Here is a 19,134-nt window from a genome sequence, read left to right as displayed (position 1 = left end):
TGACGCAGCCGGCCCGCCTGCGCAAAACTTCATCTTTTCGTCAAATACTCCCGCCGGAGGCAGCGCATCTCTGATGCGCTTTCCTCAGATATCGTCGAAATCGCCAGACCGCCCCCTGCCGCCGGCAAAGCGCGCCGCCCCCGCGCGGCCTTCGGCGGCAAAGGCTTCGGCCGAGCGCCATTCTCGGCGCAAGGCGGCGGCAAGCTCGGCGGGCTCCATCCGCGCCGACAGGTGATCGGCCAGCATGCAGGCCTGCGGGAACCGGATCAGGTCCCGGGCCAGTTCGGTCGCCACCTCGAGCGCCTCGCCGCGCGGGCAGACCCGGTTGGCGAAGCCGATCGCCAGCGCCTCCTCTGCCTCGACCGGGCGGCCGGTGAGGATCAGGTCGTTGGCGCGGCCCTGCCCGAGGAGGCGCGGCAGCCGCACCGTGCCGCCGTCGATCAGCGGCACACCCCAGCGGCGGCAGAACACGCCGGTCACCGCCCCCTGCGCCATCACCCGCAGGTCGCACCAGGCGGCAAGCTCCATGCCGCCGGCAACGGTGGGGCCTTCGATGGCGGCGATCACCGGCTTGGACAGCATCAGGCGCGACGGCCCCATCGGTCCCGGTCGCGGTTCGGCCATCGGATCGGACCAGTCGGCGGGAATGTCCAGCCCGGCAATCCAGTCATCCGCGGCGCCGGAACCTGCTGATTTCAAATCGAAACCTGCGCAGAAATACCCGCCCGCCCCGGTAAGGATGGCGACGCGCTGGTCCTCATCCGCCTCGAAATCCAGAAACGCCTGGTACAGCGCCTTTGCGGTGGCCGGATCCACCGCGTTGCGCGCCTCGGGCCGGTCGATGGTGACGGTGGTGATGCCGTCGCGAATGTCTGTGGATACGGTCATGTCTCTCTCCCCTGCCCGCAGCCTCGGGCCAACAGGCAAGGCTGGCAAGCGTGACGTTGCGCCTGTATGAACGGCGTGACAGCGCAAATGGGAGCCTGCCGATGCAGCACCTCGAGGAACAGATCGCCCACCTGACCCGAACCGTCGATGAACTGAGCGCCGTCGTGGCGGCGCAGCAGGACGAGATCGACCACCTGACCCGCCGGGTCCAGATGCTGATGCAGCGCGAGGCCGAGCGCCAGCAGGAAGGCACGGGCGGCGTGGTCTTCGGCGACGAACGCCCGCCGCATTATTGAGGGCCGAGGGGCCGTTTCTTCCGTTTTGTACAGGTCCGGAGGGTGGGTCTGTCCGTTTTGTACGAAATTTTTCAGGGCCGAACCGGCGCCGTCGGAAAGGACCCACCTTGGTGGAGCGGCGCCGGATGGGGGTCAATTGTCAGCAATGCGGACAGAGCCGCCGTTCCGCTTGATTATGCCGGTGACTGCTTAGTAGGCTTCAAATCCCAGTCTAAAACACCAAGGCGATGTCATTGAAAACAGCATTTCACTGGCTCCTGGCGGACCCATCGCGTGCAAATGCTCTTCCTCCATAGAAACAAGGTTATTCTTGTAACACCGACGGTCGAGGCCGTGAAATCCTCACTGTGCAAAGCTTGCGATCGCTTTGAGAGAGGGTGCCTGTTTTTGTCGGCCCTTTTCTGATGCGTTAGGGCTTGCTCAGCTCACCTGTGGTCAGCACCGCACCAGCCTGAAGATCTTCGGCGTCAAGCATTGTGGCTACGCGTTCAAGGGCCGCAACAAGCATGGCCTGTTCCCAGTCTTCCATGTCCTTGAAACGTCGCACATACCGCTGTTGCAGTGGGTCTGGAGCGTCCTCGAGGGTCTGGCGCCCCTGGTCCGTGATCACGATATTTGTCTGCCGGCGATCGATCTGGGATTTCTCGCGCACAACCATGCCGCCTGACACCAGCTTGTCCACAAGAGAGGTCACCGTGGCCTGGCTGACATGCATACGCGTCGAAATCGCCTTGGCCGTTGTCTGCCCGGTCTCCCCAACCACCTGCAACACGCGCAGCTGAACGGAGGTCAGCCCGGCCGATTGCGCCAATTCCCGCCCCGCCATTTCGGTGGCGCGCAGGATGCGTCGCAAGGCAACCAAGCTGCTGTCGATACGGTCCATAGGTGCACTCCGTAGAAGAATATCTGAGTGTGTCCGAAATACATCGATAACTCAAGCAGTTGCATCATGATATACGGTTTGCAATGCGAACTAATAATTCACTCAAAAAAGTAGGATCGTGACGTTTCGGTGTAAATTTGCTTAGGGCTTTGAAGTTTTATCTCCCCCATGATACTTAGTTCAACAAAGTTTTTTATGGAGCAGAGTATGAAACATTCCCTTGAATTGTTCGAACAACCGATACCTGCCATGCGCGCGCCCACGGCGGAGGACGGTAAAACCATTGCCGCTCTGGCACAAAGAGCAGAACAGGAAGTGGTGGGCGAACTACTTGGGGCGCTTGCCGAAGTCGGTGATTTTGGAGAAACGTCGATCATCGCCGAACTGAACGGTGAAGTGGTGGGGGCAGTCCTCGCCTACGTTCTGCCCTACGATCCTCAGACTCTGTTCATCTGGCAGGTAACTGTCGCCGAAGGCGAAGAGGGCAAGGGTTTGGCCTCGCTGATGTTGGGGCAATTGATGCGTCGGGACGCCTGTGCCGATGTGACCCGTGTCCAGACAGCCATCCCGTCAAGCGACGAACATGCTTGGACGCTGTTCCGCCGCTTTGCGCATTGGCAGCGGACCAGAATGGATATCCAGCCCTTTGTGACCCAGGCCCTGAAACCGCACCGTCGGCATGAAAACGACAATCTGGTGACGATCCATCTGCATAGCGAGGCCAGGCAGGCTGTCTGAAACCATCAGAAAACAATTCCAAAGAAAGAGAACAGAATGGACGTGACCATGACCGTTTCGAACGAAAATTCATATTATGCCGAAGACGCAGCCACATTGGGCGACCGGATCGTCGCCGCCCGTGAAGCGCTGGGTTATTCGCAAAAGGATCTTGCCCGACGGATGGGCGTCAAGCTCAAGACCGTGCAGGGCTGGGAAGAAGATCGCACCGAACCGAGGGCCAACAAGGTGGCGATGATGTCCGGTATGCTGGGTGTGTCCCTGATATGGCTTCTGAGCGGCGAGGGCGAAGGCGTGCTTGAACCTGGTGAAGTTTCGGAGCAGCCCGAAGCTCTGCGCGACATTCTGGGGGAGATCCGCAAGCTCAAGGCGGACATGTCCCAATCGACGCGTAGGCTGGGCACGCTTGAAAAGCGGCTGCGCGCCATGATCTGACGCGTGCGCGCAGGATGAAGGTGGGCGGGGTCCAAATCCCGCTCCAAAAATCAAGAAGAACACACAACGACAAGGAGCAGACCATGATAAGATCGGATTTCAGCAAGGAACCTGCCGATCCGACAGAAGAAACCATAGACAATTCGAGCCCGAACAACCGCTGCACGCCAGTCGAAGTGCGGGAAAAGGCCGGGCTGAGCGTGTCTGAGATGGCCGAGCTCATCGGAATGAGCGAATCTGGTTACCGGATGTGGGAAAAGGGCATGCGCCAGCCTGGCGGACCAGCCTTCAAACTGCTGGCGCTGCTGGACGCGCAGCCGCGGGACATGGTGGCCCGGCTTCAGGCGCAGATCTGACCGCTGCTGCGAGCGGTGGTTTCGTTGATGTATATATTTTGGCGGCTCGTGTGGGTTCGCAGCCGCATTACCAGGGCCGCCTTTCTTTTCCACGCCCGCAATTCAGAACATCAATTGAAGCATTGCAAAACTCATGGCACTCTTGCGAAAGCCGACATTCGTCCAACTTGCAGCATCCCGTAAATTGGGCTCATAGCCGCCATCCCGGCGGCTGAAAGCAAAGCCCCCGCTTCTCCCTACGGCTTCTCGACCGACAACACCCCGTCCAGCTCGATTCCCGAATTCATTCAAACCGAAGATTGAGTTGCTGAAGCCAAGGCCTCTCTACGCCGGTTGCCTGATACATCGCGTGAAGAAAGTTGTGCGCCGACACCGGGTCGCTCATGAACGGAGAGGTGCGGATTTCGCCCTTCTTCACCTCGTCGCTCGCCTCGTAGATCACCGTGTCTTCCTTGATCGTCGCCATGACCCTGACCGTGTCCAGCGTCTCGGGGTCGATGGCGGTGGGATCGTCGGAGAGGAGCACGAAATCGGCAAGCTTGCCTGCCTCGATCGACCCCTTGTCGTTCTCCTCGAAATGCTGCCAGGCGGGCCAGATCGTCAGCGCCTTGAGCGCAGTCGCGACGTCGACCCGGTGATGGGGGCCAAGGATGTCGCCCGACCGCGTGCGCCGGGTCACGGTGGCATCCAGTATGCGCATGCTGTCAGGCAAGGCGACCGGCGCGTCGTGATGCGAGCCGAACATCATGCCCCGTTCGAGCACCCAGCCGGTGGGCGAAATGTTCTCGGCATTGACCGGGCCCACGGTGTGTTCACGGTGCCAGTCGCCCCAATAGAAGGTGTGCATCGGGAAAAGGGACATGAACACACCCATCCGCTTGTAGGCGTCGACCTGGTCCTCGCGCAGGAACTGGCCGTGGATCAGTGCTGGGCGGTTGCCCGGATCGCCATACTTGTCCTGCGCAGCCTGAAGCGCGGCAATCAGCATGTCCGACGCGCCTTCGCCATTGGAGTGGGTGATGATCTGGATGCCATTCTCGTAACACCAGTTCACGGCATCCTGCACCTGCTCGATGGTCACCGCCGAGTACCCCTTGTAGCCCGCGGGATAGTCGCCGACCGGGTCATAGTAGGGACGGTCGCGGAGCGCGGTGAAGCCTTGCGGCGAGCCGTCGATCGTCAGCTTGCAACCGCCCACGCGAATGCCGTTTTCATACTCTTTCGAAACATTGTCGCGGATGTAATCCCTGGCTTCGAGGACATCGGGGAAGGCCACGACGTCGATCGGTATCCTGCCCTCGGCCGCCATGGCCTTCAGCGCCTCGACGGCAAACCCCGTGGACCGGCCGTCCTGCCCCGTGGTGTAGCCGAAACGCGCCCAGAGTTCGGAACCGGCAACCGCAAATTCCGCGAATGCGTCCGGGCCGAGTTGCTTCAGGACGGGGACGAGCGTCCCGAAAAACGCGTATTCCTCGAGAACCCCGTTCGGCGCGCCATCGGCGCCCCGCCGGATCTTGCCGCCGGCCGGGTCTTGCGTCGATGCATCGTAGCCGACGACCTCGAGCGTCTTCGAGTTCGCCACACCGAGATGGCCGGACTGGTGGACGATCACGATGGGAAGCTCCTGCGAGACCGCGTCAAGGTCTTCGCGGGTCGGGTGGCGCTTTTCGGCTAGCTGGGCGTTGTCGTAGCCGAAACCGATGATCACGCCGGCCTTCTCGACCGCTTCGCTGTTTGCATCGATCCAGTCGCGCAGCGCCTGTTGCAGGCTGGCAATGTCCGTGACCGCGCCGTCCGGCGGCGCAAGAAGGTTCGCCGACAAGGCTTGCAGGCCACCGAAGACCACGTGCCCGTGACTGTCGACAAAGCCCGGCAGCATCGCCCGGCCGTCAAGATCGAACAGTTCCGTCGCGTCACCCCGGTGCGCCATGATATCCGCAAGCGCGCCGACGGCGAGGATACGTCCGTCCTCGACCGCCACGGCCTCGGCATTCGGCTGCGCATCGTTGATCGTGAGGATCGGCCCGCCGGAATAGATCGTGTCGGCGGCCTCCTGGGCGCTCGCGGCGCTGGTTGAAATGGCGAAACCCGCCAGCCAGACAAGATTCAGTAAACGTGACATCAAAAATACCTTCTCAAATACATCGGAAGACAAACGACTGAATATTGGTCGCGTCTACCGTGGCGAGAGCGTATTGCCCAACAGTCACGCACTGCAAGATTTTTCGGACAGCCAGAGATGTCCGCAGGCCGTCATCCCGGCGCGAAGCTGACGCTTCCCACTACATCTCCTCGACCGAAAGCACCCCGTCCAGCGACTTGATCGCGCCCTTGATCTGCGGGTTGATGGGGAAGTCCTGGCCCAGGTCCATCTCGACATCCCCCGGCAGGCCCGGCGCCATCAGGCAGAGCTGGATCGGCCCCTTTGACGCGCCGCGCGCCGCGCTGGCGGCGTCCTCGAGCACCTTGGCGACGGTCGGCAGCGCCCCCGCCCCGTCGATGAAGACCCGCAGGCCGGTCGCGCCGGCCTCGGCCACGGCGGCGTCGATGGGGCCGACGGAGCGGCCCAGCAGCTTGAGCTGATCGGCCTCCATCGTGGCTTCGGCGGTCAGCACCACATGGGCGCCGGTTTCAAGGTATTCGCGGCTTTTCTCGAGCGTTTCCGAGAACAGCGTGACCTCGTAGGCGCCGGTCGGATCCGACAGCTGGGCAAAGGCGAAACGGTTGCCGCGGGCGGATTTGCGTTCCTGTCGCCCGGCGACGACACCGGCCAGTTTGGCGATCAGCGGACCCGAGCGGGCCTTTTCCGTCACCTCGTCCAGCGTCAGCACGCCCTTGCGCTTGAGCGCGGGCATGTAGTCGTCCAGCGGGTGGCCGGACAGGTAGAAGCCGATGGCCTTGAATTCCTCGCTCAGCCGTTCGGCGGGCAGCCAGTCGGGCGTCTGCGACAGGCGCGGTTCGGGCAGGTCGTCGCCCGCCTCGCCGAACAGCGACACCTGGTTCGAATTCTTCTGCTCGTGGATCGCTGCCGAATACTGCACCAGCTGTTCGAGGCTTTCGAACACCCGGCGGCGGTTTTTGTCCAGCTCATCGAAGGCCCCAGCGCGGGCCAGCATCTCGAGCGGACGCTTGCCGACCTTTTTCAGATCGACCCTGCGGGCAAAGTCAAAGAGGTTGACGAAAGGCTTGTCGCCCCGTCCCTGTACCACCAAGTTCATCGCCTCGACGCCGACATTCTTGAGCGCGCCCAGCGCATAGACCAGCTGGCCATCGACCACGTCGAAGGTCGCCAGCGAGCGGTTCACGCAGGGCGGCACATAGGGCAGGCCCAGCCCTTTGCGGACCTCTTCGAAATACACCGCCAGCTTGTCGGTCAGGTGGATGTCGCAGTTCATGACCCCGGCCATGAACTCGACCGGGTGGTTCGCCTTGAGCCAGCCGGTCTGGTAGCTGACCACCGCATAGGCCGCCGCGTGGGACTTGTTGAAGCCGTAGTTGGCGAATTTCTCCAGCAGGTCGAACACCTCGGAGGCCTTCTTGGCGTCCACCCCGTTCTTGGCCGCGCCTGCCTCGAATTTCGGGCGTTCGGCGTCCATCGCCTCTTTGATCTTCTTGCCCATCGCGCGGCGCAGCAGGTCGGCGCCGCCAAGGCTGTAGCCCGCCATGACCTGCGCGATCTGCATCACCTGCTCCTGGTAGACGATGATGCCCTGCGTTTCCTCGAGGATGTGGTCGATCAGCGGGTGGACCGAGGTGATCTGGCGCTGGCCGTTCTTGACCTCGCAATAGGTGGGGATGTTCTCCATCGGGCCGGGGCGGTAGAGCGCCACAAGCGCCACGATGTCCTCGATGCAAGTGGGTTTCATGCGCTTGAGCGCGTCCATCATGCCCGAGCTTTCCACTTGGAACACCGCCACGGTCCTGGCGGCGGAATAGAGCGTGTAGGTGGCCGGATCATCAAGCGGGATCGCGTTGATCTCGTTCACCGCGCCTTCGGGCGGGTCGTATAGCTGGGTGCCATCAGCGGCGATGTGCAGGTCGCGGCCCGACTTGCGGATCAGGTCCACCGCGTTCTGGATCACGGTCAGGGTTTTCAGGCCCAGAAAGTCGAACTTCACCAGACCTGCCTGTTCCACCCATTTCATGTTGAACTGGGTCGCGGGCATGTCCGAGCGCGGGTCCTGATAGAGCGGCACCAGCTCGTCCAGCGGCCGGTCGCCGATCACCACGCCCGCCGCGTGGGTCGAGGCGTTGCGCAACAGCCCCTCGACCTGCTGGCCGTAGGTGAGCAGGCGGTCCACCACCTCTTCCTCGCGGGCGGCCTCGCGCAGGCGCGGCTCGTCCTTGAGCGCCTTTTCGATCGAGACCGGCTTGACGCCTTCGACCGGGATCATCTTGGACAGGCGGTCCACCTGCCCGTAGGGCATCTGCAGCACCCGCCCGATGTCGCGCACCGCCGCCTTGGACAAGAGCGCGCCGAAGGTGATGATCTGGCCCACCTTGTCGCGGCCGTATTTCTCTTGCACGTAGCGGATCACCTCTTCGCGGCGGTCCATGCAGAAGTCGATGTCGAAGTCGGGCATCGAGACCCGTTCGGGGTTCAGGAAGCGTTCGAACAGCAGGCTGTAGCGCAGCGGGTCGAGGTCGGTGATCGTCAGAGCATAGGCCACCAGCGAGCCCGCGCCCGACCCCCGCCCCGGCCCGACCGGGATGTTGTGTTCCTTGGCCCATTTGATGAAGTCGGCAACGATCAGGAAGTAGCCGGGGAACCCCATGCTTTCGATGATGCCCAGTTCGAAATCCAGACGTTTCTGGTATTCCTCGGGCGATACCGCGTGGGGGATCACCGCCAGACGCTTCTGCAGGCCCTCGTTGGCCTGACGGCGCAGTTCTTCGACCTCGTCATCGGCGAATTTCGGCAGGATCGGGTTGCGCTTGTAGGCCATGAAGGCGCAGCGCCGGGCGATCTCGACGGTGTTCTCGATCGCCTCTGGCAGGTCGGCGAAGAGCGTGGCCATTTCCTGCGGCGACTTGAAATAGTGCTGCGCGGTCAGGCGGCGGCGGCCCTCCTGCTGGTCGACATAGGCGCCCTCGGCGATGCAGATCAGGGCGTCATGCGCCTCGTACATGTCCGAGGTCGGGAAATAGACGTCATTGGTGGCCACCAGCGGCAGGTTCTTGGCATAGGCCATCTCCACGTGGCCACGCTCGGTCAGGCGTTCGGCCTCGGGCTGGCCGTCCTCGCCGGGGTGGCGTTGCAGTTCGACATAGAGGCGGTTCGGGAACATCCCGGCCAGCCGATCGACCAGCGCCTCGGCCGCCGGGCGCTGGCCCTGCTGCAACAGGCGGCCCACGGGGCCGTCCGGCCCGCCGGTCAGGCAGATCAGGCCCGCCGAATGGCGCTGAAGTTCATCCAGCGTGACCTGCGGCAGCTGCCCGCCCTTGTCCACGTAGAGGCAGGTGTTCAGCTTCATCAGGTTCTCGTAGCCGGTCTCGGACTGGGCCAGCAGCACCAGCGGCGCGGGGGCTTTCGGCTTTTCCCCCGGCTGCGCCTGAACATAGGCCAGATCGACCTGGCAGCCGATGATGGGCTGAATGCCCGCGCCGCTTGCCGTCACCGAAAACTCGAGCGCCGCGAACATGTTGTTGGTGTCGGTCACCGCAACCGCGGGCATCTCCATCTGCTCGCACAGACCGGGCAGCTTTTTCAGCCGCACGGCCCCTTCCAGAAGCGAATACTCGGTGTGAACGCGAAGATGGATGAATCGTGGAGTGCTGCTCATGGGCGCAGGCTATCCCACTCGGCGCGCGGGCAAAAGGCGGAAGGATATCGGCGGATGGACGAAAAAATAGGCTGATATTATTCGGATTTTTCAGAAGGTGCTTTGGCAGTCAGCGCAATAATGTTCAAGGAAACCGATAGAAAACAAAATGATAGTTATCGGCAAACCACACCCGACAGTTCCTGGACGCCCCCAAAGCTGTATCCGGTGGGCGGTTTTTCTTGCCAGCACACGCCTGCTGTTCCTAACCTGATTTGCAAAGAAAAGCCCGCTCTTCCTTCTACGTCGCATCGAAGGAGGGCCATCCGGGCCAACAGGGTAACGCGACGGGTTTAAACCATGAAGATCAAGTTTCTTCTGAACGGAGAGACTGTGGAACTGGCGGACGTTTCGCCGACCGAAACGCTGCTGGACTGGCTGCGCGAGGATCGCGGCCTGACCGGCACCAAGGAAGGCTGCAACGAGGGCGATTGCGGGGCCTGCACCGTGATGGTGACGGATGAGGGCGGCGCCAAGGCGCTGAATGCCTGCATCCTGTTTATGCCGCAGCTGCACGGCAAGGCGGTGCGCACCGTCGAGGGCGCAAGCGGCCCCGATGGCCAGATGCACCCCGCGCAGCAGGCGGTGGTCGAACATCACGGCTCGCAATGCGGGTTCTGCACGCCGGGTTTCGTGATGTCGATGGTGGCCAGCCATGCGAATGGCGCGACCGATCACGACACGCAACTGGCGGGCAACCTGTGCCGCTGCACCGGCTATGCCCCGATCGTCCGCGCGGCGCAGGCGGTCGAAAGCCAGCCGGTGCCGGTCTGGGTCAGGGACAAGCCGGTGGCGGTCGAGCCCGCCTCGCCGATGATGCCGCGCTCGTCCGACGAACTGGCCGAGGTCTATGCCGCCCATCCCGAGGCGACTCTGGTGGCGGGGGCCACGGATGTGGGGCTGTGGGTGACCAAGCAGTTGCGCGACCTTGACCCGGTGATCTTTCTGGGCGGTTGCGACGATCTGAAAGAGATCTCGATCACCGAAGACGAGGTGCGCATCGGCGCCATGGTGGACATGAACCGCATGGGCGCGGCGATGGCCGATCTGCACCCCTCCTATGCCGAGATGATCCGGCGCTATGCCAGCGTGCAGGTGCGCCACGCGGCCACGGTGGGCGGCAACGTCGCCAACGGCTCGCCCATCGGGGACAACCCGCCCGCGCTGATCGCGCTGGGGGCCAGGCTGCATCTGCGCAAGGGGGACGCGCGGCGCTCGATGCCGCTGGAGGCGTTCTTTGTCGATTACGGCAAGCAGGACCGCGCGCCCGGCGAGTTCGTCGAGGCGGTGAGTTTTCCGCGTCAGGCGGACCGGCTGAAATGCTACAAGCTGAGCAAGCGGTTCGATCAGGATATCTCGGCCGTGTGCGGCTGTTTCAACATCACCGTTGCGGATGGCGTCGTGGCGCAGGCGCGCATTGCCTTCGGCGGCATGGCGGGCATTCCGAAACGCGCCGCGGCGGTCGAGGCGGCCTTGGTCGGCAAGGCGTGGACGCACGAGACCGTTCAGGCCGCGCTGCCGGCGTTTGACAGGGATTTCACGCCGCTGACCGACATGCGCGCCTCGGCCGAATACCGGCTGGAGACGGCCAGGGCGATGCTCGAGAGGTATTTCGCCGAGGATCAGGGCGAGGTGGCCAACGTGCTGGAGGTGTCGGCATGAGCGTGACCAGGCCCCTGCCCCATGACGCCGCCCCGCTGCATGTCTCGGGCACCGCGCGTTACGTGGATGACATTCCGACGCCCAGGGGCACGCTGCACCTGGCATTCGGGCTGAGTCCGATCGCCAAGGGGCGGATCACGGCGATGGACCTGTCGGCGGTGAAGGCCGCCGAGGGCGTCGTGACGGTGATGACCGCGGATGACCTGCCCTTTGCCAATGACGTCTCGCCCTCGGTCCATGACGAGCCGCTGCTGGCGGACGGGACGGTGCACTATGTCGGCCAGCCGGTTTTCCTGGTGGTGGCCACCAGCCATCTGGCCGCGCGCAAGGCCGCACGGCTGGGCAAGGTCGATTATGCCGAGGAAACGCCGATCCTGACGATCGAGGACGCCTTGGCCGCTGACAGCCGGTTCGAGGATGGCCCTCGGATTTACACCAAGGGTGACGCCGATGCGGCCATCGCGCAGGCGGCGCATGTGATCGAGGGCACGTTCGAGATCGGCGGGCAGGAGCATTTCTACCTGGAAGGTCAGGCGGCGCTGGCGGTGCCGAACGAAGGCGGGGACATGCTGGTGCATTCCTCGACCCAGCACCCGACCGAGATCCAGCACAAGGTGGCCGAGGCGCTGGGTGTTCCCATGAATGCCGTGCGGGTCGAGACCCGGCGGATGGGCGGCGGCTTTGGCGGCAAGGAAAGCCAGGGCAATGCGCTGGCGGTGGCTTGCGCCGTAGCCGCGCGGGCGACCGGGCGGGCCTGCAAGATGCGCTATGACCGGGATGATGACATGGTCATCACCGGCAAGCGGCACGCCTTCCGCATCAGCTACAAGGCGGGGTTCGACGCGGAGGGGCGCATTCAGGGTGTCTCGTTCAGGCACTACGCGATCTGCGGCTGGGCGCAGGACCTGTCGCTGCCGGTGGCCGACCGGGCGATGCTGCATTCGGACAATGCCTATCTGCTGCCCAACGCGCGGATCGAGAGCCACCGGTTGAAGACCAACACGCAATCGGCCACGGCCTTTCGCGGATTCGGCGGGCCGCAGGGCATGGTGGGGATCGAGCGCGTGATGGATCACGCGGCGCATGAGCTGGGGCTGGACCCGGTCGAGTTGCGGCGGCGGAACTATTATGCGGCTGCCGTCGAGGGGGGCGCTGCCCCCCGGCCTGCGGCCTCCCCCCGGAGTATTTCCGAAAAGATGAAGGGGAATACCACGCCTTACGGGCAGGTGGTCGAGGATTTCGAGCTGCACGGGCTGACCGAGGCCCTGCTGGCGTCGAGTGACTATGCCGCGCGCAAGGCGGCGGTCGCGGCGTGGAATGCCGAAAACCGCGTGGTCAAGAAGGGCATCGCCTTTTCGCCGGTGAAGTTCGGGATTTCCTTTACGCTGACGCATCTGAACCAGGCCGGGGCGCTGGTGCATGTGTATCAGGACGGCTCGGTGCATCTGAACCATGGCGGCACCGAGATGGGCCAGGGGCTGTTTCAGAAGGTGGCGCAGGTGGCGGCCGCGCGGTTCGGCATTCCGCTGGAGATGGTGAAGATCACCGCGACCGATACCGCCAAGGTGCCCAATACTTCGGCCACGGCGGCCTCGTCCGGCAGCGATCTGAACGGGATGGCGGTGAAGGTGGCGTGCGATACGATCCGTGACCGGATGGCGGGATTTCTGGCCGAGCGTCATCAGGCCGATCCGGCCAGCGTGCGGTTCGCCGATGGACACGTCGAGGTCGGAGACGCCCGTTACAGTTTTGCCGAGGCGGCGGCGCTGGCCTATCAGGGGCGCGTCAGCCTGTCGGCGACCGGGTTCTACAAGACGCCAAAGATCGAGTGGGACCGGATCAAGGGTCAGGGGCGTCCGTTCTACTATTTCGCCTATGGCGCTGCGGTGACCGAGGTGGCGGTCGATACCCTGACCGGGGAGAACCGGATTCTGCGGGCGGACATCCTGCATGATGCCGGCGCCTCGCTGAACCCGGCGCTGGATATCGGGCAGGTCGAGGGCGGCTATGTGCAGGGCGCGGGCTGGCTGACGACCGAGGAGCTGGTCTGGGACGACAAGGGCCGGCTGCAGACGCATGCGCCGTCTACCTACAAGATCCCGGCCTGTTCGGACCGGCCGGACGTGTTCAACGTGGCGCTCTGGGATGGCACGAACCGCGAGGACACGATCTATCGCTCGAAGGCGGTGGGCGAGCCGCCCTTCATGCTGGGCATCTCGGCTTGGCTGGCGCTGTCGAACGCGGTGGCGGCCTGTGGCGACGGGTATCCGGCGCTCGACGCCCCGGCGACGGCCGAGGAGGTCTGGCGGGCCATACGGAGGGTGCGACATGGGGTTTGACCTTGAGGCACTGAAAACGGCGGTCGCCGAACATGGGCGCGTGGTGCGCGTGGTGATCGCGGCGATCAAGGGGTCGTCTCCGCGCGAGGTGGGGGCGGCGATGCTGGTCTGGCGGGACGGGCAGTCGGGCACGATCGGCGGCGGCACCCTGGAATACCGGGCGGCCGAGGCGGCGCGGCGGCAAACAGACCCGGCGCGCCTGAGCCATCACGCGCTTGGCCCCGACCTGGGGCAGTGCTGTGGCGGAGCGATAACGCTGGTGAGCGAGGTCTATGACGCCGAGGCGGTCGCGGCGCTGGACGACATGGTGGTCGCGCGGCCGGTGGCGGGGGCGCAAATGCCTCTGTCAATCAAGCGGCTGCTGGCCCGTTCCCGCGGACAGGGCATCGCGCCCGAGCCGCAACTGATCGACGGCTGGATGGTGGAACCGGTGCACAAGCCGGCGCGCGGTCTGTGGATCTGGGGGGCGGGGCATGTCGGGCGGGCCCTGGCCGATGTGCTGGCCCCGCTGCCCGATCTGGCGATCACCTGGATTGACACCGCGCCGGAGCGGTTTCCCGACACGGTCCCGGCGGGCGTGACGGTGGTGCCTGCGGCGAAACCGGCCGAACTGGTGCGCCACGCCCCGCGCGACGCCGAGCATCTGGTGCTGACTTATTCGCACAGTCTGGACCTCGAGTTGTGCAACAGGCTGCTTTTGCATGATTTCCGCTTTGCGGGGCTGATCGGCTCGGCTACGAAATGGGCGCGATTCCGGTCCCGTCTTGCCGCGCTGGGGCATCCGCCCGAGCGGATCGGCCGGATCACCTGCCCCATCGGCGACCCGGCCCTGGGCAAGCACCCGCAGATGATCGCGGTGGGTGTGGCGGCGCAGCTGCTGCGTCCGGGCCTGGAAAACGAACTGAAGAAGGACCTGAGCGCGTGACCACTCCACTTCTGAGCCTGCAGGGGCTGACCAAGGCCTATCCCGGCGTCGTGGCCAACGACAATGTCTCCTTTGACATCGGTGAAGGCGAGGTTCACGCCCTGTTGGGCGAAAACGGCGCCGGCAAGTCGACGCTGGTCAAGATGATCTATGGGCTGGTCAAGCCCGACAGCGGCAGGATGCTGCTGCGCGGGCAGCCTTTCGCGCCGCCCGAGCCGCGCGCGGCGCGGGCCGACGGGATCGCGATGGTGTTCCAGCATTTCTCCCTGTTCGACGCGCTGAACGTGGCCGAGAACATCGCGCTGGGGATGGAGGATCCGCCGCCGATGGGCAGCCTGGCCTCGCGCATCCGGGAGGTCTCGGAGACCTATGGCCTGCCGCTGGACCCGTATCGCACCGTCGGCGACCTGTCGGCGGGCGAGCGTCAGCGGGTCGAGATCATCCGCTGCCTGCTGCAGGACCCCAAGTTGCTGATCATGGACGAGCCGACCTCGGTCCTGACCCCTCAAGAGGTGGAAATCCTGTTCGAGACGCTCAAGAAGCTGCGGTCGGAAGGCACCTCGATCCTCTATATCTCGCACAAGCTGGAAGAGATCCGCACCCTGTGCGACCACGCCACGATCCTGCGGCTGGGCAAGAACGTGGGCGAGTGCGTGCCGGCCGAGACCTCGGCCCGCGACATGGCCGAGCTGATGGTGGGCTCGGCCCTGCAGACGCCCGAGCGCGCGAGCCGCGCGTTCGGAGAGGTGGCGCTGGATATCATCGGGTTGTCCGTGCCCTCGCCCACCGAGTTCGGGACCTCTTTGAGAAACGTGCATCTGACCGTGCGCAAGGGCGAGGTTCTGGGGATCGGCGGGGTGGCCGGCAACGGGCAGGATGAATTGCTGGGCGTGCTGTCGGGGGAAATCCTGACGGAGGCCGACGCGGTCAAGATGGCCGGGCAGCCGGTGGGCCGGCTTGGCCCGACCGCGCGGCGGAGACTGGGGCTGCTGTCGGCGCCCGAAGAGCGGCTGGGCCATGCGGCGGCGCCCGACATGAGCCTGACCGAGAACGCCCTGCTGACCGGATCGGTGCGGGAAAACCTGGAAAACCGGGGTTTCCTCAAATGGGCCGAGGCGCGCAGCTTTGCCGAGCGGATCATCGAGGCCTTCGATGTGCGCACCCCCGGCCCCGAGAACGCCGCCCGGTCGCTGTCGGGGGGCAACCTGCAGAAATTCGTGATCGGGCGGGAGGTGCTGCAGAACCCCGAGGTGCTGGTCGTCAACCAGCCGACCTGGGGCGTGGATGCGGCCGCGGCGGCGGCGATCCGGCAGGCGATTCTGGATCTGGCCTCAAAAGGGGCCGCGGTGGTCTGCATCAGCCAGGATCTGGACGAGTTGATGGAAATTTCCGACAGCTTCGCCGCGCTCAACGAAGGGCGTCTGAGCACGCCGCGCCCGACCGCCGGGCTGACGGTCGAAGAGATTGGCCTGATGTTGGGCGGCGCCCATGGCATGGAGGTGGCGCATGTGTGAAGCGTCGTGTCGCCTTCGGCGAGAGTATTTGCAAAAAGATGAAGAGCGCGGGGGGATGAGCAGATGATCGTGCTGGAGAAACGGCCGCAGCCGTCGCAGGCGTGGTCATATGCCACGCCGGTCGTGGCGGTGCTGGCGACGATGGTGTTCGGCGGGCTGCTGTTCGCCGCGATGGGCAAGGACCCGGTCGAGGCGATCCGGACCATTTTCTGGGAGCCGCTGTTCGGCGAGTTCGCCTTTTACTATCGGCCGCAGCTTCTGGTGAAAGGCGCGCCCCTGGTGCTGATCGCCATCGGCCTGTCGCTTGGGTTTCGGGCCGGAATCTGGAACATCGGCGCCGAGGGGCAGTACATCGTCGGCGCCATCTGCGGCGCCGGTGTCGGGCTTGCCTTCTACCCGCATGAGGCGTGGTTCATCTTCCCGCTCATGGTGATCGCGGGCGCGTTCGGCGGCTGGATCTGGGCGATGATCCCGGCGGTTCTGAAGGTGCGGTTCGGCACGAACGAGATTCTCGTCTCGCTGATGCTGGTCTATGTGGCCGAGCAGTTGCTGGCCTCGATGTCGCTGGGGCTTCTGAAGAACCCCGAGGGGTTCGGCTTTCCGGGCTCGCGCAACCTGCAATCCTATGACAGCGCCCACAATGCCGAGCTGATCACCGGCACCGGCATGCACTGGGGCGTGGTCGCGGCCTTTGTCGCGGTGATCTTTTCCTATGTCCTGCTCAAGCGGCACATGCTGGGCTTTCACATCCGCCTGACCGGCGAGGCGCCGCGCGCGGCCAGGTTCGCCGGCGTCAACCCGGCCCGCCTGATCCTGTTCTGCCTTGGCACTTCGGGTGCGCTGGCCGGTCTGGCGGGGCTGTTCGAGGTTTCGGGGCCCTCGGGCGTGGTCAGCATCGACTTCAACGTGGGCTATGGCTTTACCGCGATCATCGTGGCCTTTCTGGGCCGCCTGCACCCCGTCGGCATCCTGCTGGCGGGCGGGCTGATGGCGCTGACCTATATCGGCGGCGAGATCGCGCAGTCGCAACTGGGCCTGCCTGCCGCCGCGATCCAGGTGTTCCAGGGGATGCTGCTGTTCTTCCTGCTGGCGCTGGATCTTCTGACCAACTACCGCATCCGCGCGGCCCGCAAAGAGGTGGCCTGATCATGGACCTGTCGCAAATCAATCCCGTCCTGCTGGTGGCCTCGCTGATGGTCGCGGCAACCCCGCTGCTGCTGGCGGCCATCGGGGAACTGGTGGTGGAGAAGGCCGGCGTGCTGAACCTGGGCGTCGAGGGCATGATGATCGTCGGCGCGATCACCGGGTTCGCCATCTCGGTCGAGACGGGGTCGCCGTGGCTGGGCTTTCTGGCCTCGGCCATCGGTGGCGCCCTGCTGTCGCTGCTGTTCGTGCTGCTGACCCAGGTGGCGCTGGCCAACCAGGTGGCGAGCGGCCTGGCGCTGACCCTGTTCGGGCTGGGGCTGAGCGCGCTGCTGGGGCAGGGCTATGTCGGCATCAAGCCGCCCGGCATGGCCGAGCTGGACATTCCCGTCCTGAGCGATCTGCCGGTCGTGGGGCCGATCCTGTTCGGCCACGATCCGATCCTCTATCTGGGCATCGCGCTGACCGCTGCGGTCTGGGCCGTGCTGAAATACACCCGCGTCGGCCTGATCCTGCGGGCCGTGGGCGAGAACCACGACGCCGCGCACGCGCTGGGATACAAGGTGGTCCGGATCCGAATCCTCGCCATCCTGTTCGGCGGTGCCTGTGCGGGGCTGGGCGGGGCCTATATCAGCCTGATCCGCGTGCCGCAGTGGACCGAGGGCATGACCGCCGGTGTCGGCTGGATCGCCCTGGCCCTGGTCGTCTTTGCCAGCTGGAAACCGTGGCGCGTTCTGCTGGGTGCCTATCTGTTCGGCGGCGTGACCGTGGTGCAGCTGAATCTGCAGGCGGCGGGCGTTGCCATACCGGTCGAGTATCTGGCAATGTCGCCCTACATCATCACGATCCTTATGCTTGTGATCCTTTCGGCCGACAAGAGCAGGGCGCCCGCCTCGCTGGGCCGGATTTTCCACGCCTCTCACTGAGAAGGGGCCATATTGACCAACTTGGGGAGTAACCTGATGAAATTCACTTCACTTCTGGCAACGGCCGCGATGGCGCTGGGCCTGGCGACGGCTGCCGCCGCCGAGGACAAGACCAAGGTCGGCTTCATCTATGTCGGCCCGGTGGGCGACGGTGGCTGGACCTATGAACACGACAAGGGCCGCCAAGCCGTCGAAGCCGAGTTCGGCGACAAGGTCGAGACCGTCTACGTCGAATCCGTGCCGGAAGGCCCGGATGCCGAGCGCGTGATGACCCAGATGGCGCTGGAAGGCGCCGACCTGATCTTTACCACCTCGTTCGGCTACATGGACGCCACCATCAACGTGGCCAAGAAGTTCCCGGACGTGAAGTTCGAGCACGCCACCGGCTACAAGACCGCGCCGAACGTGTCGGTCTATTCGGCCCGCTTCTACGAAGGCCGCGCGGTTCAGGGCCACATCGCGGGCAAGATGACCAAGTCGAACATCATCGGCTATATCGGGTCCTACCCGATCCCCGAAGTGATCCGCGGCATCAACTCGGCCTTCATCCACGCGAAAAAGGCCAACCCGGACGTGCAGTTCAAGATCGTCTGGGCCTACACCTGGTTCGACCCGGCGAAAGAGGCCGATGCCGCCAAGGTGCTGATCGAACAGGGCGCCGACGTGATCCTGCAGCACACCGACTCGACCGCGCCGCAGGCGGCCGCGCAGAAGGCCGGCAACGTGATCACCTTCGGCCAGGCGTCCGACATGAGCGAGTACGCCCCGCTGCCGCGCGTCAGCTCGATCATCGACAACTGGGCCCCCTACTACATCGCCCGCACCAAGGCGGTGATGGACGGCACCTGGGAAACCGTGAACACCTGGCACGGCATCAAGGAAGGCATGGTCGAGATCGGCGAGATTTCCGACGCCGTTCCGGCCGAGGTCAAGGCCGAGGCGCTTGCCCTGAAGGACGCGATCGCGTCGGGCGAGTACCACCCCTTCACCGGCCCGCTGAACAAGCAGGACGGCACCCCGTGGCTGGCCGAGGGCGAAGTGGCCGATGACGGCACGCTGGCCGGCATGAACTTCTATGTCGAAGGCATCGAGGGCGAGATTCCGCAGTAAGCCGCTCGGCAGATCATATCAAAGGGCCCGCCAGAGCGCGGGCCCTTTTTCTTGAGGGATACCCTTTGTTGGCGCGGGCTCCGCGGCGCCGTTCATT

15 protein-coding genes are annotated in these 19,134 nt (G+C 64.5%); 11 read left to right on the top strand and 4 right to left on the bottom strand.

Annotated elements, in window-relative coordinates:
* Window positions 1–84 precede the first annotated feature (84 nt).
* A complete protein-coding gene (locus AVO45_RS16015) occupies window positions 85–888 on the bottom strand; it encodes a crotonase/enoyl-CoA hydratase family protein (RefSeq protein ID WP_068349015.1) in 804 nt (267 codons plus the stop codon).
* 101 nt (window positions 889–989) lie between these two features.
* Here AVO45_RS16015 and AVO45_RS16010 point away from each other — a divergent pair, with 101 nt between their 5' ends.
* Complete coding sequence (locus tag AVO45_RS16010; RefSeq protein WP_068349012.1) at window positions 990–1,184, top strand: SlyX family protein; 195 nt, start codon at window positions 990–992, stop codon at window positions 1,182–1,184.
* A gap of 409 nt (window positions 1,185–1,593) precedes the next feature.
* Here AVO45_RS16010 and AVO45_RS16005 read toward each other — a convergent pair whose 3' ends face one another.
* Window positions 1,594–2,067, bottom strand: a complete 474-nt coding sequence (locus AVO45_RS16005) for a MarR family winged helix-turn-helix transcriptional regulator (protein ID WP_068349009.1) — start codon at window positions 2,065–2,067, stop codon at window positions 1,594–1,596.
* A gap of 207 nt (window positions 2,068–2,274) precedes the next feature.
* Here AVO45_RS16005 and AVO45_RS16000 point away from each other — a divergent pair, with 207 nt between their 5' ends.
* The 3 genes from AVO45_RS16000 to AVO45_RS15990 all read left to right on the top strand — a co-directional run bounded on the left by AVO45_RS16000 (window position 2,275) and on the right by AVO45_RS15990 (window position 3,596).
* Window positions 2,275–2,805, top strand: coding sequence for a GNAT family N-acetyltransferase (locus tag AVO45_RS16000; RefSeq protein ID WP_068349006.1), 531 nt, complete (start codon window positions 2,275–2,277; stop codon window positions 2,803–2,805).
* Between the two features lie 36 nt (window positions 2,806–2,841).
* The gene (locus AVO45_RS15995) at window positions 2,842–3,240 is read left to right on the top strand and encodes a helix-turn-helix domain-containing protein (protein WP_240482157.1); all 399 of its coding nucleotides are present in this window, start codon (window positions 2,842–2,844) and stop codon (window positions 3,238–3,240) included.
* An 83-nt stretch (window positions 3,241–3,323) separates the two neighbouring features.
* Window positions 3,324–3,596, top strand: coding sequence for a helix-turn-helix domain-containing protein (locus tag AVO45_RS15990; protein WP_068349003.1), 273 nt, complete (start codon window positions 3,324–3,326; stop codon window positions 3,594–3,596).
* Window positions 3,597–3,879: 283 nt separating this feature from the next.
* On the opposite strand, the gene AVO45_RS15985 is transcribed toward AVO45_RS15990, so the two are convergent.
* Both AVO45_RS15985 and dnaE read right to left on the bottom strand, forming a co-directional pair.
* Window positions 3,880–5,718: an amidohydrolase gene (locus AVO45_RS15985; protein ID WP_068348999.1), complete on the bottom strand. Its 1,839-nt coding sequence runs from the start codon at window positions 5,716–5,718 to the stop codon at window positions 3,880–3,882.
* 160 nt (window positions 5,719–5,878) lie between these two features.
* Entirely contained in the window at window positions 5,879–9,379 is a 3,501-nt protein-coding gene (gene dnaE / locus AVO45_RS15980) for a DNA polymerase III subunit alpha (protein WP_068348995.1), read from the bottom strand.
* Between the two features lie 339 nt (window positions 9,380–9,718).
* On the opposite strand from dnaE, the gene xdhA reads away from it, so the two are divergent.
* From xdhA to AVO45_RS15945, 7 genes are all read left to right on the top strand, one after another.
* Window positions 9,719–11,080: a xanthine dehydrogenase small subunit gene (xdhA, locus tag AVO45_RS15975; protein WP_068348992.1), complete on the top strand. Its 1,362-nt coding sequence runs from the start codon at window positions 9,719–9,721 to the stop codon at window positions 11,078–11,080.
* The gene (gene xdhB, locus AVO45_RS15970; RefSeq protein WP_068348988.1) at window positions 11,077–13,419 is read left to right on the top strand and encodes a xanthine dehydrogenase molybdopterin binding subunit; all 2,343 of its coding nucleotides are present in this window, start codon (window positions 11,077–11,079) and stop codon (window positions 13,417–13,419) included. Before xdhA ends, xdhB begins: the two co-directional genes overlap by 4 nt.
* On the top strand, window positions 13,409–14,344 hold the full coding sequence (gene xdhC, locus AVO45_RS15965) for a xanthine dehydrogenase accessory protein XdhC (protein WP_068348985.1): 936 nt from the start codon (window positions 13,409–13,411) through the stop codon (window positions 14,342–14,344). Before xdhB ends, xdhC begins: the two co-directional genes overlap by 11 nt.
* Complete coding sequence (locus AVO45_RS15960; RefSeq protein ID WP_068348982.1) at window positions 14,341–15,858, top strand: ABC transporter ATP-binding protein; 1,518 nt, start codon at window positions 14,341–14,343, stop codon at window positions 15,856–15,858. Before xdhC ends, AVO45_RS15960 begins: the two co-directional genes overlap by 4 nt.
* A gap of 63 nt (window positions 15,859–15,921) precedes the next feature.
* Complete coding sequence (locus AVO45_RS15955) at window positions 15,922–17,004, top strand: ABC transporter permease (protein WP_068348979.1); 1,083 nt, start codon at window positions 15,922–15,924, stop codon at window positions 17,002–17,004.
* 2 nt (window positions 17,005–17,006) lie between these two features.
* Window positions 17,007–17,927 carry an ABC transporter permease gene (locus tag AVO45_RS15950; protein WP_068348977.1) on the top strand — a complete coding sequence of 307 codons (921 nt, stop codon included), beginning with the start codon at window positions 17,007–17,009 and terminating at the stop codon, window positions 17,925–17,927.
* A gap of 36 nt (window positions 17,928–17,963) precedes the next feature.
* Window positions 17,964–19,037, top strand: coding sequence for a BMP family ABC transporter substrate-binding protein (locus tag AVO45_RS15945; protein WP_068348973.1), 1,074 nt, complete (start codon window positions 17,964–17,966; stop codon window positions 19,035–19,037).
* The last annotated feature ends 97 nt before the right edge of the window (window positions 19,038–19,134 follow it).

The sequence above is a fragment of the Ruegeria marisrubri genome (assembly GCF_001507595.1).
In the GTDB taxonomy this organism is placed as follows: domain Bacteria; phylum Pseudomonadota; class Alphaproteobacteria; order Rhodobacterales; family Rhodobacteraceae; genus Ruegeria; species Ruegeria marisrubri.
This window is presented reverse-complemented; position numbering and strand designations above follow the sequence as displayed.

Coding starts and splice junctions, on each gene's coding strand:
- AVO45_RS15950 (WP_068348977.1), top strand. CDS start 17,007: ATGGACCTGTCGCAAATCAATCCCGTCCTGCTGGTGGCCTCGCTGATG.
- AVO45_RS15945 (WP_068348973.1), top strand. CDS start 17,964: ATGAAATTCACTTCACTTCTGGCAACGGCCGCGATGGCGCTGGGCCTG.
- AVO45_RS15955 (WP_068348979.1), top strand. CDS start 15,922: ATGATCGTGCTGGAGAAACGGCCGCAGCCGTCGCAGGCGTGGTCATAT.
- AVO45_RS15985 (WP_068348999.1), bottom strand. CDS start 5,718: ATGTCACGTTTACTGAATCTTGTCTGGCTGGCGGGTTTCGCCATTTCA.
- AVO45_RS16005 (WP_068349009.1), bottom strand. CDS start 2,067: ATGGACCGTATCGACAGCAGCTTGGTTGCCTTGCGACGCATCCTGCGC.
- AVO45_RS16000 (WP_068349006.1), top strand. CDS start 2,275: ATGAAACATTCCCTTGAATTGTTCGAACAACCGATACCTGCCATGCGC.
- AVO45_RS15990 (WP_068349003.1), top strand. CDS start 3,324: ATGATAAGATCGGATTTCAGCAAGGAACCTGCCGATCCGACAGAAGAA.
- xdhA (WP_068348992.1), top strand. CDS start 9,719: ATGAAGATCAAGTTTCTTCTGAACGGAGAGACTGTGGAACTGGCGGAC.
- AVO45_RS15995 (WP_240482157.1), top strand. CDS start 2,842: ATGGACGTGACCATGACCGTTTCGAACGAAAATTCATATTATGCCGAA.
- xdhC (WP_068348985.1), top strand. CDS start 13,409: ATGGGGTTTGACCTTGAGGCACTGAAAACGGCGGTCGCCGAACATGGG.
- AVO45_RS16015 (WP_068349015.1), bottom strand. CDS start 888: ATGACCGTATCCACAGACATTCGCGACGGCATCACCACCGTCACCATC.
- xdhB (WP_068348988.1), top strand. CDS start 11,077: ATGAGCGTGACCAGGCCCCTGCCCCATGACGCCGCCCCGCTGCATGTC.
- dnaE (WP_068348995.1), bottom strand. CDS start 9,379: ATGAGCAGCACTCCACGATTCATCCATCTTCGCGTTCACACCGAGTAT.
- AVO45_RS16010 (WP_068349012.1), top strand. CDS start 990: ATGCAGCACCTCGAGGAACAGATCGCCCACCTGACCCGAACCGTCGAT.